At 59.7% G+C, this 13,346-nt stretch carries 14 protein-coding genes; 4 read left to right on the forward strand and 10 right to left on the reverse strand.

Annotated features, from left to right (window positions below; translation table 11 throughout):
* Nucleotides 1-3: 3 nt before the first annotated feature.
* On the reverse strand, nt 4-1,104 hold the full coding sequence (locus FEZ21_RS21020; RefSeq protein ID WP_003440361.1) for an efflux RND transporter periplasmic adaptor subunit: 1,101 nt from the start codon (nt 1,102-1,104) through the stop codon (nt 4-6).
* A gap of 90 nt (nt 1,105-1,194) precedes the next feature.
* Between FEZ21_RS21020 and FEZ21_RS21025 the strand changes: the two genes are divergently transcribed.
* Nucleotides 1,195-1,833, forward strand: coding sequence for a TetR/AcrR family transcriptional regulator (locus tag FEZ21_RS21025; RefSeq protein WP_037001390.1), 639 nt, complete (start codon nt 1,195-1,197; stop codon nt 1,831-1,833).
* Nucleotides 1,834-1,922: 89 nt separating this feature from the next.
* Here the strand turns inward: FEZ21_RS21025 and FEZ21_RS21030 are convergent, their stop codons facing one another.
* Complete coding sequence (locus tag FEZ21_RS21030; protein ID WP_003440357.1) at nt 1,923-2,705, reverse strand: class I SAM-dependent methyltransferase; 783 nt, start codon at nt 2,703-2,705, stop codon at nt 1,923-1,925.
* A 93-nt stretch (nt 2,706-2,798) separates the two neighbouring features.
* Here FEZ21_RS21030 and FEZ21_RS21035 point away from each other — a divergent pair, with 93 nt between their 5' ends.
* Nucleotides 2,799-3,419 carry an energy transducer TonB gene (locus FEZ21_RS21035; RefSeq protein WP_160628338.1) on the forward strand — a complete coding sequence of 207 codons (621 nt, stop codon included), beginning with the start codon at nt 2,799-2,801 and terminating at the stop codon, nt 3,417-3,419.
* Here the strand turns inward: FEZ21_RS21035 and FEZ21_RS21040 are convergent.
* The 5 genes from FEZ21_RS21040 to ppc form a co-directional block, all read right to left on the reverse strand.
* On the reverse strand, nt 3,416-4,279 hold the full coding sequence (locus FEZ21_RS21040; RefSeq protein ID WP_160628340.1) for a DUF72 domain-containing protein: 864 nt from the start codon (nt 4,277-4,279) through the stop codon (nt 3,416-3,418). The genes FEZ21_RS21035 and FEZ21_RS21040 overlap by 4 nt on opposite strands.
* A 4-nt stretch (nt 4,280-4,283) precedes the next feature.
* The gene (locus FEZ21_RS21045; protein ID WP_003440351.1) at nt 4,284-4,580 is read right to left on the reverse strand and encodes a hypothetical protein; all 297 of its coding nucleotides are present in this window, start codon (nt 4,578-4,580) and stop codon (nt 4,284-4,286) included.
* Between the two features lie 144 nt (nt 4,581-4,724).
* Nucleotides 4,725-5,402, reverse strand: coding sequence for a tRNA (adenosine(37)-N6)-threonylcarbamoyltransferase complex dimerization subunit type 1 TsaB (gene tsaB, locus FEZ21_RS21050; RefSeq protein ID WP_010655973.1), 678 nt, complete (start codon nt 5,400-5,402; stop codon nt 4,725-4,727).
* A 94-nt stretch (nt 5,403-5,496) separates the two neighbouring features.
* A complete protein-coding gene (gene adk / locus FEZ21_RS21055) occupies nt 5,497-6,144 on the reverse strand; it encodes an adenylate kinase (RefSeq protein WP_003440349.1) in 648 nt (215 codons plus the stop codon).
* Nucleotides 6,145-6,429: 285 nt separating this feature from the next.
* Nucleotides 6,430-9,060 carry a phosphoenolpyruvate carboxylase gene (gene ppc / locus FEZ21_RS21060; RefSeq protein ID WP_010655974.1) on the reverse strand — a complete coding sequence of 877 codons (2,631 nt, stop codon included), beginning with the start codon at nt 9,058-9,060 and terminating at the stop codon, nt 6,430-6,432.
* 271 nt (nt 9,061-9,331) lie between these two features.
* On the opposite strand from ppc, the gene FEZ21_RS21065 reads away from it, so the two are divergent.
* Both FEZ21_RS21065 and FEZ21_RS21070 read left to right on the forward strand, forming a co-directional pair.
* Nucleotides 9,332-9,745, forward strand: a complete 414-nt coding sequence (locus tag FEZ21_RS21065) for a DUF4398 domain-containing protein (protein ID WP_003440344.1) — start codon at nt 9,332-9,334, stop codon at nt 9,743-9,745.
* A 64-nt stretch (nt 9,746-9,809) separates the two neighbouring features.
* The gene (locus FEZ21_RS21070; protein ID WP_003440342.1) at nt 9,810-10,589 is read left to right on the forward strand and encodes an OmpA family protein; all 780 of its coding nucleotides are present in this window, start codon (nt 9,810-9,812) and stop codon (nt 10,587-10,589) included.
* Nucleotides 10,590-10,690: 101 nt separating this feature from the next.
* Here FEZ21_RS21070 and FEZ21_RS21075 read toward each other — a convergent pair whose 3' ends face one another.
* From FEZ21_RS21075 to FEZ21_RS21085, 3 genes are all read right to left on the reverse strand, one after another.
* Nucleotides 10,691-11,011, reverse strand: a complete 321-nt coding sequence (locus FEZ21_RS21075; protein ID WP_010655975.1) for a hypothetical protein — start codon at nt 11,009-11,011, stop codon at nt 10,691-10,693.
* Nucleotides 11,008-11,919: an alpha/beta hydrolase gene (locus tag FEZ21_RS21080; protein WP_160628342.1), complete on the reverse strand. Its 912-nt coding sequence runs from the start codon at nt 11,917-11,919 to the stop codon at nt 11,008-11,010. Before FEZ21_RS21080 ends, FEZ21_RS21075 begins: the two co-directional genes overlap by 4 nt.
* A gap of 126 nt (nt 11,920-12,045) precedes the next feature.
* Nucleotides 12,046-13,323 carry a flavohemoglobin expression-modulating QEGLA motif protein gene (locus tag FEZ21_RS21085; RefSeq protein WP_003440336.1) on the reverse strand — a complete coding sequence of 426 codons (1,278 nt, stop codon included), beginning with the start codon at nt 13,321-13,323 and terminating at the stop codon, nt 12,046-12,048.
* Nucleotides 13,324-13,346: the final 23 nt, after the last annotated feature.

The raw sequence follows: 13,346 nt of genomic DNA on the forward strand, positions 1-13,346 counted from the left end.
GGATTACTCCTTCACCGCAACATTGATCGTTCGGTTGGAGCGATCAACCGGCCGCACTTGCTGCCCAGGATGCAACACGTGCACCCCGGCCGAGACAATCCAGTCGTCAGCCTTGAGACCTTCAAGCACCGGCACGTTTTTCTCGCCAAAGGGCCCGGTACGCACGGGAACCTGCTCCAGCTTGTTGCCCGGGCCGACACGCCAGACATAGGTCGCGCCATTTTCAGCGCTCAATGCCGACAGCGGCACCGACAACGGGCTCACGCCTTCGCTTTGGATAAAGACCCGGGCACTTTGCCCCAGCTCGGCCGGCACCTTGCCGGAAGTGAAGGCGATACGGGCGGCAAAGGTCCGCGACCGGGGATCAGCCGCAGGCGACAGTTCGCGAATGCGCCCGCTGAAGCGTTGATCGGGCTGCGACCACAGTTCAACCGAAACCGGCAGGCCAATCTTGAAACGGCCGAAGGCTTGCTCCGGCAAGCTGATCAGCACTTCACGCTCGCCGTCGGCAGCCAGGGTAAACACCGTTTGCCCTGCGGCCACGACCTGGCCGACCTCAACCTGGCGCTGGGCGATCACCCCGTCCTGGGGCGCGCGCAACACGGCGTAGCTGGCCTGATTGCTGGCCACGTCCTGCTCGGCCTTGAGCTGCTGGAGCCGGGCTTCACCCGAGCGATAGAGGTTTTCGGCATTGTCGAACTGCGAACGGCTGACCATCTGCCGGTCGAGCAGGGTTTTGTAGCGGTCACGTTCCGCTCGCACCAGATTCAGGTTGGCCTGCCCCGCTGCAACCTGGGCCCGGGTCGCCTCCAGTTGCAGGCGCACATCTTGCGGGTCCAGCTCAGCCAGCGGCTGATTGGCCTTGACCCGCTCACCTTCATCCACCAGGCGTCGGGTCACTTTGCCACCAATGCGGAACGCCAGTTGCGGATCGAACCGGGCCCGGACTTCACCCGGATAGCTTTGGCTCGCCAGCGCAGAAGGCTGTGGCTGCTCCACCATTGCCGGGCTGATGCTGATTTGAGCAGGCTCTTCATGGCCGCACGCGGATAACAAAAACACCAGACACACAGGCACAGCGCGGGGCAAGGCATGGCGCAACATGGAGATGACCTTTCGCTAATAGGGCTTGGAATATTTATACTGGGCGGCATGTTATTAATACCAAACTCACCAGTCCAGTAATAAACGAGAATGTCTGACAATCCTTTACCCCCCAATGCGCTCGGGCGTCCCAAGGACATGGCAAAACGCCAGGCGATCCTTGACGCGGCGAAAACCCTGTTTCTGACCAAGGGCTATGCCAGCACCAGCATGGACGCGGTCGCAGGCCTGGCAGGCGTGTCAAAACTCACCGTCTACAGCCATTTCACCGACAAAGAGACGCTCTTTTCTTCGGCGATCATGGCCAAGTGCACAGATCAGTTGCCGGAATTGTTTTTTGAATTGCCTGGCGGCGCACCGGTCGAGGCGGTGCTGCTGAACATTGCCCGGGGTTTCCACAGCCTGATAAACAGCCAGGAGTCACTCAACCTGCATCGGCTGATGATGACCCAAGGCAGCCAGGACCCTAAGTTGTCGCAAATTTTCTTTGAGGCGGGGCCGGAGCGAGTGGTGCTGGAGATGGAGCGTCTGCTGGGAAAAATCCACCGCACCGGTGAATTGCAGATTGATCAGCCGCACTACGCAGCGGAGCACTTCTTTTGCATGCTCAAGGGCTCACCCAATTTTCGCCTGCTCTATGGCTGCGGCGAGCCGCTGGACGATGCGGGCGCCGAGGCGCACGTGCAGGAAGTGGTGGGGGTTTTCATGCGTGCGTATCGCCCGCTCTGATCACACCGCCCCTGTAGGCGCGAGCTTGTCTCGCGATCTCTTGCGCTTGAAAGATCGTGAGCAAGTTCGCTCCTGCAGGAAGATCGGGGTCAGGGCTTTAGCGCTTTCTTCGGATAAATATCGTAACGGCTCGACTTGCCGTCCAGCGCATGGCTCGGCTTGGGCCCGGCAATGCACGGTGCCTTGCGCGGGCGCTTGACCACTACCCGGTGGCTGGCCAGTGCCAACGCCGCTTCAAGCAGGGCCGGAGCATCATTGTCATCACCCACCAATGGCCGGAACAGGCGCATTTCCTTCTTCACCAAGGCTGTTTTCTCACGGTGCGGAAACATAGGGTCGAGGTAGATGACTTGCGGCGGCTCGCCTTCCCAGTTGCGCATCACCTCAATCGAGTTGCCCTTGAGCAAGTGCATGCGTGACACGATCGGCGCCACCTCAAAGTCGTCCAGGCCGCGGGCCAGGCCATCTTCAAGTAGCGCTCCGATCAGCGGCTGACGTTCGATCAGGCTCATTTCACAACCCAGGCTCGCCAGCACGAACGCGTCTTTGCCCAAACCCGCCGTGGCGTCCAGTACCCGCGGACGCACGCCCTGCTGTACGCCGACCGCCTTGGCAATCATCTGCCCCGTACCGCCACCAAACAAACGTCGATGGGCCGCCCCTCCCTCTACAAAGTCGACCCGCACCGGGCCCGGGGCGTCCGGCCCCAGTTGTTGCAGCTGCAACCCCTGCGCGCCCACTTGCAAGGCGAACTCAGCCTCGGGCTCGGCCAGAGGCAGACCCAGACGTTCAGCCCATTGCCCGGCCAGGGCCTGATAGGCCTCGCCCAATGCTTCGACTTTGATACGACAGCCTGCTGCTTGCTCACTCATCTAAAAACACGCTCAAAAATTTAATGATCGGCAAAGGCTGCCGATAAATGAAATATCCGGCATTTTGCCAGAGCCGGGCGTCGACCGAGAGCTATGTCAGACATTCATTGCACATCCATCGGCTTTATCGCCCCAATTGGCGACTTTGGCCGGCACAATTCGCAGATCACGGGTAGCGTCAACCACCTGTGGAAGGACTTTTACGCCCAGGCATTGGCCGAACAATGCGCGACGTCAGAGTTCCCTGCGATTGAAGCAACCCCGCAGGCCGTGGAGGAGCAGGTTGAGCCCCGGGGTGGCAGCGACCTGCTGGGCAATATCGTGACCCAGCGACATTGCCAGGTGCAGGACACCGAACTGCAGCCCCCTGAAGCGTTGTTTTTACCGATTGCCGAGTTCGATCCGGATTTGCTGCCACCGCCCGCCACACCCTTTGCCGCAGAACAAGTGAGTGCACAGCAGCATCAACAGGACTTCGAAACCACCTGGGTACGCCCGAGGGTTATGGCTTTCGGCCATCCGCTGCCTGTTCCGGGCCCGGGGCCTGAACCACGGCCGTTGCATCTGCCGATTGCCGAGTTTGAAATGGACTTGCTCGACAAGCCTGCCGAGCCGTTCGACCCCCTGACCCTGATCGAGCAACAACGGGCCATGGACTTCGATCTTGGCTGGGCCAGACCATTGGTCATCAACAATATGCGCCTGGCGGCTTAAAGCAGTCCCAGTTGTTCTGTCGCCTGGGGTTGGTGCAACTCGGGTAATGCGGGCAACCCCGGTAACCTTTCGCTCAACTGTTGATGAAAGCGCCGCGCCAGTTCCGGAGCGCGGTGATTGTCCGGCGTATGAAGAAACACGTAAGGCGTGCGCCCTTCCTCGATCCAGCCCGCGACTTTGTCAATCCAGGGCACTAAATACGGGTCGTTGGCTTGCAGCTCCGGCCGGCCAATAAAACGCACTTGCGGGAATTGAGTGAAGGCTGCCGGACGGGGCGGCACCCTGGGCTTTTTCGCCTGGGCGTGGAGCACCGCCGGATCGGTCGAATTGCAGCTGAACAGCGCCCGCGGATCCAGGCAAATACGCTCCACCCCGCGATCTTTGAGCAAGCGATTGAGCAAGCGTTCGCTATCCCCTTTGGCGAAGAACTCAGGGTGGCGCACTTCCACCGCTAACGGGCGCTCCAGAGCGTCCATGAAGCTCGCCAGCTCTGCCAGACGCTGAGGCCCGAAGCTGGCCGGGAGTTGTAGCCAAAGTGGCGCTACGCGCGCCCCAAGAGGTCGCAACAACTGCAGGAAATCTTCGGCCGCATGATTTTGTTCACGCAGATCACCGCCGTGGCTGATATCCCTGGGGAACTTGGCAGTAAAGCGAAAATGTCCGGGCAGGCTTTGTGCCCAGCGCTCGACAGTGGCTGGCGCGGGACGGGCATAGAAAGTGGTATTGCCTTCGACAGCGTTGAAGACCTGAGCGTACAGGCCCAGAAATTCCGCTGGCCGGGCATTCTGCGGGTACAGCCCTTCGCGCCAGGCGCTTTCGCTCCAGGACGGGCAACCCAGGTAGTAAGGAAGATCTTTCATGGGCTCAAATGTACAGGTCCAGCACCTGCTCTTCTATTTCCCAATCGACGAAGCCGGCAGTCGTCAAATAGCTGGCCAGGGCGCTGGCCGCACTTTTGCTCATGGAGCGCTGGAAGATCATGTCTTGAGAACGGACGGGGAACGAGTTGATACGCTCACCTGAGGGTGGCGTGCGAGCAGTTTGGGGGGCGCTTTCGAACGTGGTTTCGCTGTCCTCCACCGACTCATCAACCAGCGCCTGATCTTTACGCTGCTTGCGCTTGACGGGGTAGGACCGGGAGGAAAAGCCGTCTATGCGCATGGCTGCTTGCTCGGTAGCGATAAAGGCAATTTAGCGACGTTGGGCCAAGTAAGCAAATCCCCGCCGCCCTGCCTGATAAACCGCGTTGCCTGTATCGCTGGCAAGCCAGCGCCTACAGGGAATGGGCTGTGCTGCCTGTCCCGATCAACGCTCTGCTTTTGGAGTGGCTACCTTGTCACGCAGGTACACCGGCTGCGCCAGGTCGGCGGCGATGGCTTCACCGCGCTCCCAGGCAAAGCGGGCCAGGGTCAGCAGGTCTTCAGCATGGGGCAACATGCCCGCATCCATCGCGTAGGGTTTGACGTTCAAACGCTCGGCATAACCCCAACCGGTCCCCGCGCCAAACCAGTCACCGCCGGCACCGGCAGGCAAGGCGGCCACTTCCGGTGGCAATACGGCTTCAGCACCCTCCAGACGCATTTCACCCGCCTGCTCGCGGTAGCAACCCCAATACACTTCGTCCATGCGCGCATCAATGGCCGACGCCACCTGGGTCGCGCCATGCTCGCGATGGGCACGCTGGGCCAATACCGCCAGGTTGGAGATCGGCAACACCGGGCGCTCCAGGGCAAAGGCCAGACCTTGCACCACGCCAATGGCAATCCGCACCCCGGTAAAGGCTCCCGGCCCGCGCCCGAAAGCAATGGCTTCGACCGCTGACAGTTCAACCCCGGCCTCAGCCAGCAGGTCTTTAATCATCGGCAACAACTTTTGCGCATGCAGGCGCGGGATCACCTCGTAGTGGCTCGTGACCTTGCCATCATGCAGCAGGGCAACAGAGCAAGCTTCAGTCGCGGTATCCAGGGCCAGCAAGGTGCTCATCGGTGTTCCCGTCAGAATTGAGAATTGAAAAAAGTGCAGCAGTATAAACAACAACAGCCCGCAAGCGGGCTGTTGTATCAGAGCAATTCGACGATCAGCTCAGCGCTTCAAGTACCTTGCCGGTGATGGCTTCAACCGAGCCTACACCTTCGATGTGGCTGTACTTCGGCTTGCCTTGAGTCTCAGCCAGGTTCTGGTAGAAGGCTACCAGCGGCTTGGTTTGCGAATGGTAAACCGACAGGCGATGACGAACTGTTTCTTCAGTGTCGTCCTTGCGCTGGATCAGCTCTTCGCCAGTTACGTCGTCCTTGCCTTCAACCTTTGGCGGGTTGTAGATGGTGTGGTAAACCCGGCCAGAGGCTTCGTGAACACGACGACCGGCAATGCGCTGAACGATTTCTTCATCGTCAACCGCGATTTCAATCACGTGATCCAGCTCGACGCCGTTTTTAACCAGTGCTTCGGCTTGCGGAATGGTGCGCGGGAAACCGTCGAACAGGAAACCGTTTTTGCAGTCTTGCTGGCTGATACGCTCTTTAACCAGATTGATGATCAGGTCATCAGATACCAGACCACCGCTGTCCATCACGCTCTTAGCGATCAGACCCAGTTCGGTGCCGGCCTTTACCGCTGCACGCAACATGTCGCCGGTGGAGATTTGCGGGATGCCAAATTTTTCAGTGATGAACTTTGCCTGAGTACCTTTACCGGCCCCGGGAGCTCCCAGCAGAATTACGCGCATCGATATGCTCCTCAAATTTTTATTTAAATGACAACAGACTCGCCTCTTTGGGCCAATCTCAAAATCGGGTTATGGCCGTCAAAACGGCCAAGGGCTGATCAAGATACACAGCAGGCCCGGCCCACACAAGCAGGCCAAACCAGGAATAATCTCTAGCAAACGCGCACTTGCGGCCAGGTGTCGCAGCTCGCAACCCTACAATAAAGTGTCGTGCGAGCCCGGGGATCCGCAGCAAATCTTCAGAGCTCCCGGGCCCGTTGCACGACAACCCGTCTTGCTTTTGGCTTAACCGGTGTTACGCAAGCCGGCAGCAATCCCGGCCACAGTTACCAGCAACGCTTGTTCCAGAGGGCTGTCCTGGGCCGCTTGCTGGCGCCTTGAACGGGCCAGAAGTTCTGCCTGCAATAGATGAAGGGGATCCAGATAGGTGTTGCGCAAACGGATGAACTCCAGAGTGTCCGGGCTGTGCGCCATCAATTGCGATTGACCGGTCAAACCTAGCACCACCGAACACGCCTGCGACAATAAGTCGCGCAAATGCGCACCCAATGGCAGTAGTTCCTGATCTACCAGACGCTCGTCATAGAGCCGTGCGATGTCGGCATCGGCCTTGGCCAGGACCATTTCCAGCATGTCGATACGGGTCCGAAAGAACGGCCACTGCTCGCGCATTTGTGCCAGCTGTTCGCCCTCCCCCCGTTCCAGCGCCCGGCTCAATGCGGTCTCCCAACCCAGCCATGCGGGCAACATCAGACGGGTCTGGGTCCAGCCAAAAATCCACGGAATGGCACGCAGGCTTTCAATCCCCCCTGCCCGGCGCTTGGCCGGACGACTGCCCAGCGGCAAGCGGCCCAGCTCCTGCTCGGGGGTGGACTGGCGGAAGTATTCAACGAACTGCGGATTGTCCCGCACCACTGCGCGGTAAGCCTCGACCCCATCGCCAGCCAGCTCGTCCATCAGCACCCGCCAGCCCGGCTCGGGCAACGGCGGCGGCAGTAAAGTGGCTTCCAGCACTGCGGCCAGATAGAGGTTGAGATTTTGCTCGGCGATGTCCGGCAAACCGAACTTGAAGCGAATCATTTCGCCCTGCTCGGTGGTACGGAATCGCCCCGCCACAGAGCCCGGCGGCTGCGACAGAATCGCCGCATGGGCAGGACCGCCGCCACGGCCCACGGTGCCACCGCGACCATGGAACAACAACAGTTCAACCTCTTGCTCGCGGCAGATATTGACCAGTTTTTCCTGGGCCCGATATTGCGCCCAGGCCGCTGCGGTGGTGCCCGCATCCTTGGCCGAATCGGAATAACCGATCATCACTTCCTGCGGGCCATGCAGGCGTGCGCGGTACCCCGGCAACAGCAGCAGGCGTTCGATCACCGGCCCTGCATTGTCGAGGTCGGCCAGGGTTTCGAACAACGGCACCACGCGCATCGGGCGCTCCAGCCCTGCTTCTTTAAGCAGCAGTTGCACCGCCAGCACGTCAGAGGCAGCCCCCGCCATCGAGATTACATAGGAGCCCAGCGAAGCCTGCGGTGCTGCAGCCACTTCGCGACAGGTGGCCAGCACTTCGGCGGTGTCGGCCCCGGGTTTGAAGTAACCCGGCAACAGCGGTCGACGGTTGGCCAGTTCGCGGTTGAGGAAGGTCAGACGTGCATCTTCGTCCCAGTCTTCATAGCGGCCCAGGCCCAGATAATCGGTGATTTCAGTCATGGCCGAGGCGTGGCGGGCCGCATCCTGGCGTACATCGAGGCGCACCAGAAACAAGCCAAACGTCACCGCACGACGCAGGCAATCAAGTAGCGGCCCGTCGGCAATTACCCCCATGCCGCAGGCATGCAACGACTGGTAGCACAGTTGCAACGGTGCCAGCAGATCGCGGTTGTCCTGCAACACCCCGTCCGGTGCAGGCTGGGCGCTGCTCAAGGCGTTATGCGCCCAGTTGCGGGTCGCCCGCAGCCGCTCACGCAACTGCTTGAGGACCGCGCGATACGGTTCGGCGCCATCCCCGGCTACCGCCAGCAGTTCGGCAGTGGCTTGCTGCATCGACAGATCGGCAGCCAGTTTGTCGATATCACGCAGGTACAGGTCAGCCGCCATCCAGCGCGCCAGCAACAGCACTTCGCGAGTCACACTGGCGGTGACATTGGGGTTGCCGTCACGGTCGCCGCCCATCCAGGAAGCAAAACGTACAGGCGCCGCTTCCAAAGGCAAATGCAGGCCAGTGGCCGCGTGCAGCGCCTGATCGGCGTTGCGCAGCATATGCGGTACGGCTTGCCACAAGGAGTGCTCAATGACCGCGAAGCCCCACTTGGCCTCGTCCACCGGGGTGGGTCGGGTACGGCGGATTTCTTCGGTGTGCCAGGCCTCGGCTATCAAGCGTTGCAGACGCTGCTCGATCCGGGACTTTTCGGCCTGGGTCAGGTCGCGATGGTCCTGGGCTGCGAGTTGTTCGGCAATGGCATCGTACTTCTGGATCAGGGTACGGCGCGTGACTTCAGTGGGATGGGCCGTGAGCACCAGCTCGATGTCGAGACGACCGATTTGCCGCGCCAGGGTGTCAGGGTCATGCCCTTCGTCCAGCAGCCGGGTCAGCAAGGTGGGCAGCACCAGCGACTCGAACGGTTGCGGCTGGCCTTCTTCGCGACGGTGAATCAGCTGGTATTGCTCGGCGATGTTCGCCAGGTTCAGAAACTGGTTGAACGCCCGCGCAACGGGGAGAACTTCATCGTCGCCCAGGGCATCCAGAATGGCACTCAGCTCCTCGCCCGTGGTGCCGCGCCGGTCATCCTTGGCCCCTTGGCGGATACGCTCGATCTTGGCGAGAAATGCTTCGCCGTACTGGTCACGAATGGTATTTCCCAACAGTTCACCCAGCAGGTGAACATCATCGCGCAAGCGTGCATCAATATCGGTCATCAGCAATTTCTCCAGCAGATTCCGGGGACCAGCTCCTGCCCAAGAGTGCGTTGCGAGGACTGCTTTTGACAAGAGATCCCGTGCCAAAGCCTGTAAAAAACGCCTGACCAAACGGTCAGAATTTTTTAGGCAATGCGCCACCATTTAATTTGAACTATTCAAAAATCGTTCGGGTCACAGCCAATAACCATCACCTCTTGCACCTGTGTTCCAACACTCCCGTGTGATGCCTTAGTCGTGATGGAACTTGATTTTTATAAGGAGCTTCCCAATGGAGTCGAAGACCATGATGACCCGCACTGTCAAAACCAACTCGCCTCGCCTGCGCGGGCTAAAACTGGCCGCGCTGGCACTCGGTGCCAGCTTCGTTCTGGCCGGTTGCGCTGGCAATCCTCCGTCGGAGCAGTACGCAGTGACCCAGGCGGCGGTCAACAACGCCGTAAGCGCTGGTGGCACTGAATACGCTCCGGTAGAAATGAAGTCGGCACAGGACAAGCTCAAGCAGGCCGAGATGGCCATGCATGACAAGAACTACAAAGACGCCCGTCGTCTGTCTGAACAAGCGGAATGGGATGCCCGCGTAGCAGAGCGCAAAGCCCAGGCCGCAAAAGCCGAGAAGGCCGTACAGGATGCTCAGAAAGCCGTCCAGGAACTGCGTCAGGAAGGTATGCGCAGCGTTCAATAAGCGCTGCCCCTTTTTGCCTCTGGCCCAGACACAGCATTCCTAATCGAAATAAAGGACAAACATTATGCGTAATCAAGTACTGATCCCCGCCCTGCTGGCTCTAAGCGTTGGCCTGGCTGCATGCTCCCACCAGCCGAACGTCAACCTGGAAAATGCCCAGACCAATTTCTCGGCCCTGCAGGCCAACCCGCAAGCCACCAAGGTAGCCGCGCTGGAAACCAAGGATGCCAGCGAATGGCTGGACAAGGCGCAAAAGGCCTACATGGACAAAGAGGATGACAGCAAAGTGGACCAGCTGGCCTACCTGACCAACCAGCGGGTTGAAGTGGCCAAGCAGACCATCGCGTTGCGTACTGCTGAAAACCAGTTGAACAACTCCGCAGCGGCCCGTTCTCAAGCACTGCTGGACGCCCGTGATGCGCAGATCAAGCAACTGCAAGGCATGAACGCCAAGCAGACCGAACGCGGCACTCTGGTGACCTTCGGTGACGTGCTGTTTGATTTCGACAAGGCAAGCCTCAAGCCCAATAGCCGTGACAGCATCACCACACTGTCCAACTACCTGATCAAAAACCCGGACCGCAAGGTGATTGTTGAAGGTTATACCGACAGCAAGGGTTCGGCTTCGTACAACCAGAACCTGTCTGAACGTCGTGCCAACGCCGTCAAGGCGGCGCTGGTGCGTGCCGGGGTAGATCCTACGCGCATCGTCGCCCAGGGCTACGGCAAGGAATATCCGGTGGCTGACAACAACAGCAACTCGGGCCGTGCCCAGAACCGCCGGGTTGAAGTGACCATCTCCAACGACAACCAGCCGGTAGCTCCGCGCTCGTCGATGAAGTAAGTCTGTAAGCGCAAAATAAAAAGCCCCGCCTGAGCAATCAGGCGGGGCTTTTTTGTGAGCAACTGCAATCCTGCAGGAGCAGGCTGTTCAAGCGTTCGCTCTTAGGGTTGCGGGGCCTTCTGGACCAGACAGTGCACCGCTTGTTTCTTGTTGTTGACCAGCACCCCGGTCAGACCTTTTTGCTCGGTGTCGAACAGTACGACGATGCCATCGATGCACTGCGCCACCTGATTGGCCGGCGTCAGGGACACCTTGTAGTCCTCCCCGGGGATAGTCTTGAGCATGGTGAAGTCGCTGAGCAGCAGTGCGTCTTCGGGTTTGGCAAAGTGCAGGTAACCGTAGTACCACAGGGCCCCCACGGTGCCGATGATGGTGCAAATACCGGTAATGATCAGGGGGATGGCGTTGCGTTCTTCACTCATTGCGGGCTCTCTGCAGCATTAATCGAATCGGGTGAGGCGGGGTAATTGGGGATTTCGCCCAAGCGCCGTACGCCATTGAAGTGTTGCGGGTCATCCAGGTAACGCAGCATCACTTGACGCCAGGTCGGGTCGGCAAACGTCTGTACATGACCGCCGCGCGTCAGTTGCAACACCTTGGGCGGGGGCGCAGCTTGATACAGTCGCAGACCATTGGAAAGCGGCACGATCGGGTCATCCATGCTGTGGAAGATCAGCATCGGTACCCCGCCCATTTCCGGCATGGCATACACGGCGCTGTCTGCATCGGGCACCAGCCATGACAAAGGGACTTGCAGGGGCCAGGTCAGCCACGAAGTGCTCAAGGCAAATTGCCCCACTTCACGATAGCTGGCCGGTACTCCATCGAGCACCATGGCCTTGATCCGGGCCCGCTGCTCAGGGTGCCGGCTCAGGTAATGCACACCCATCGCCCCGCCCAGGCTTTGCCCCAGCACGATCAGTGGCTGATCCCGGGTTTCGGGTTGTTGCTGTAACCACTCGAAAGCGGCGTCGATGTCCTGATAGATCGCAGGCAAACCGGGTTCGCCCGCGGACAGGCCGTAGCCGCGATAATCGAGCATCAACACCTGATAACCCTGCTCGGGTAACCAGGCAGTGGCGCCCAGGTGATAGGCCAGGTTGCCGCCATTTCCATGCAGGTGCAGCACCGTGCCCTTGAGCGGCACCCCGGCTTTGGCGGGCAGCCACCAGCCATGCAGGCGCGTGCCATCGGCGGCGGTGAGGGTTACATCACGATATTTCAAACCCGCGGCAGTTGGCGTAATCGGCTGGCCGGGTTCGGGGTAGAACAGCAATGAGCTGCATCCGCTGAGGGTCAACAGCAGGCAGAGGGCAGCCAGGATTTTCATCTAACAAGTCACCATTTGTAGTCGCTGCCCAAGGCTGCGATGAGGTCCGTGCGTATGGTTTTCAGAATAACGGATTGCTTCGCACTCCTTCGCAGCCTGGGTCAGCGACTACCGGCTGTTCAAGGGTTACAGGATGTTGGAGTAATCCGCTTCAATCCGGTCCAGGCTCAGATGGTTGAGGAAGTTGGAGAAGCACATCCAGGCCGCCAGTGCGTTCATGTCACGGAACTGTTCGGGCAGGTACTTGGGCGCTACCACCAGGCCTTCATCCACCAGTTGGCGCAGGGTTCGCATGTCTTCCAGGGTGGTCTTGCCACAGAATAACAACGGTACTTGCTCCAGCTTGCCTTTACGCACGGCCAGCTGAATGTAGTTGTAAACCATGATGAAGCCCTTGAGGTAGGACAAGTCTTTGGTAAATGGCAGGCCATTTGGCACCGAGCCGCGGAAAACCCGACTGGCATTGCCATAGCTTTGCGACATTTCAAAGCCTTGCTCACGGAAGAACTCGTAAACCTGCATGAAGTCGGCGCCCTCTTCCACCATATGGATAGCGCGGGTGCGATTGGTCAGTTTGCGCAGGCGGCTCGGGTAGGAGGCAAAGGTGATGATTTCCATCAAGATCGCCAGGCCTTCCTGGGTCACCGTCGAGGATGGCGGGCCTTTGGCGAGGAAGGTGCATATCGGCTGGTTCTGCCCGTTGAGCGTAGTGCCCACATGCACCAGCCCCTCATGCACCTCCAGCGCCCGCACGTCGCGCTCGTTGAACATCGCGTCGGCGCGAATCTTGATGTAATCCGCCCCCGCCGCGGCGTCCGCAACAATACCGTCGGACTCAAATACCCGGATGGTTTCCTCGGCCTCGCCAAACACCTTGTTCAAGCGACTTTGCAGCAGGCCCACGGCATCTTTGGCGGTCAGGGTCTTGGCTTCGTCCTTGAGGTCGCCGCGCCCGTCGATGTTGTCCAGGTAATCGGACATCATCAGCCCCAGATCGGCCAGCGTCGGGTCGCCGGCATGGAAGGCGTCGGACGCAGCCCCGTACAGCTCCTGGGAAATCAGCCCGAAGTCTTCAGTGCCACGGGCTTCGAGCATGCGCACCACCATGCGGTACTCTTTGCACATGCGGCGCATGATCTGCCCGACCGGGTTGAATTGCCCCAGCTGGCGGGTGATATCGCGCTCGATGTTCTGGAACTCCAGCTTTACCGCCCCGGAGTCAAAGGACAGCGGCCGCCCCAGGTAATAGTCGCGATTGACCGCCGGCATTTCCTTGCCCTTGGCCTTGAAGAAACCCTGACGGATGCTGTCGTCCCACTTCACCGCATCCAGTACGCGGATCGGTGTTTGCGCCAGTACGATACGGTCTGACAATGTGCGAATCGTGCGCTGGTAGTCGTCCACCCGGTGCTCCTTGAATGGGCTGA

This window comes from Pseudomonas sp. 9.1(2019), from assembly GCF_009910445.1.
GTDB classification, from domain to species: Bacteria; Pseudomonadota; Gammaproteobacteria; order Pseudomonadales; family Pseudomonadaceae; genus Aquipseudomonas; species Aquipseudomonas paraversuta.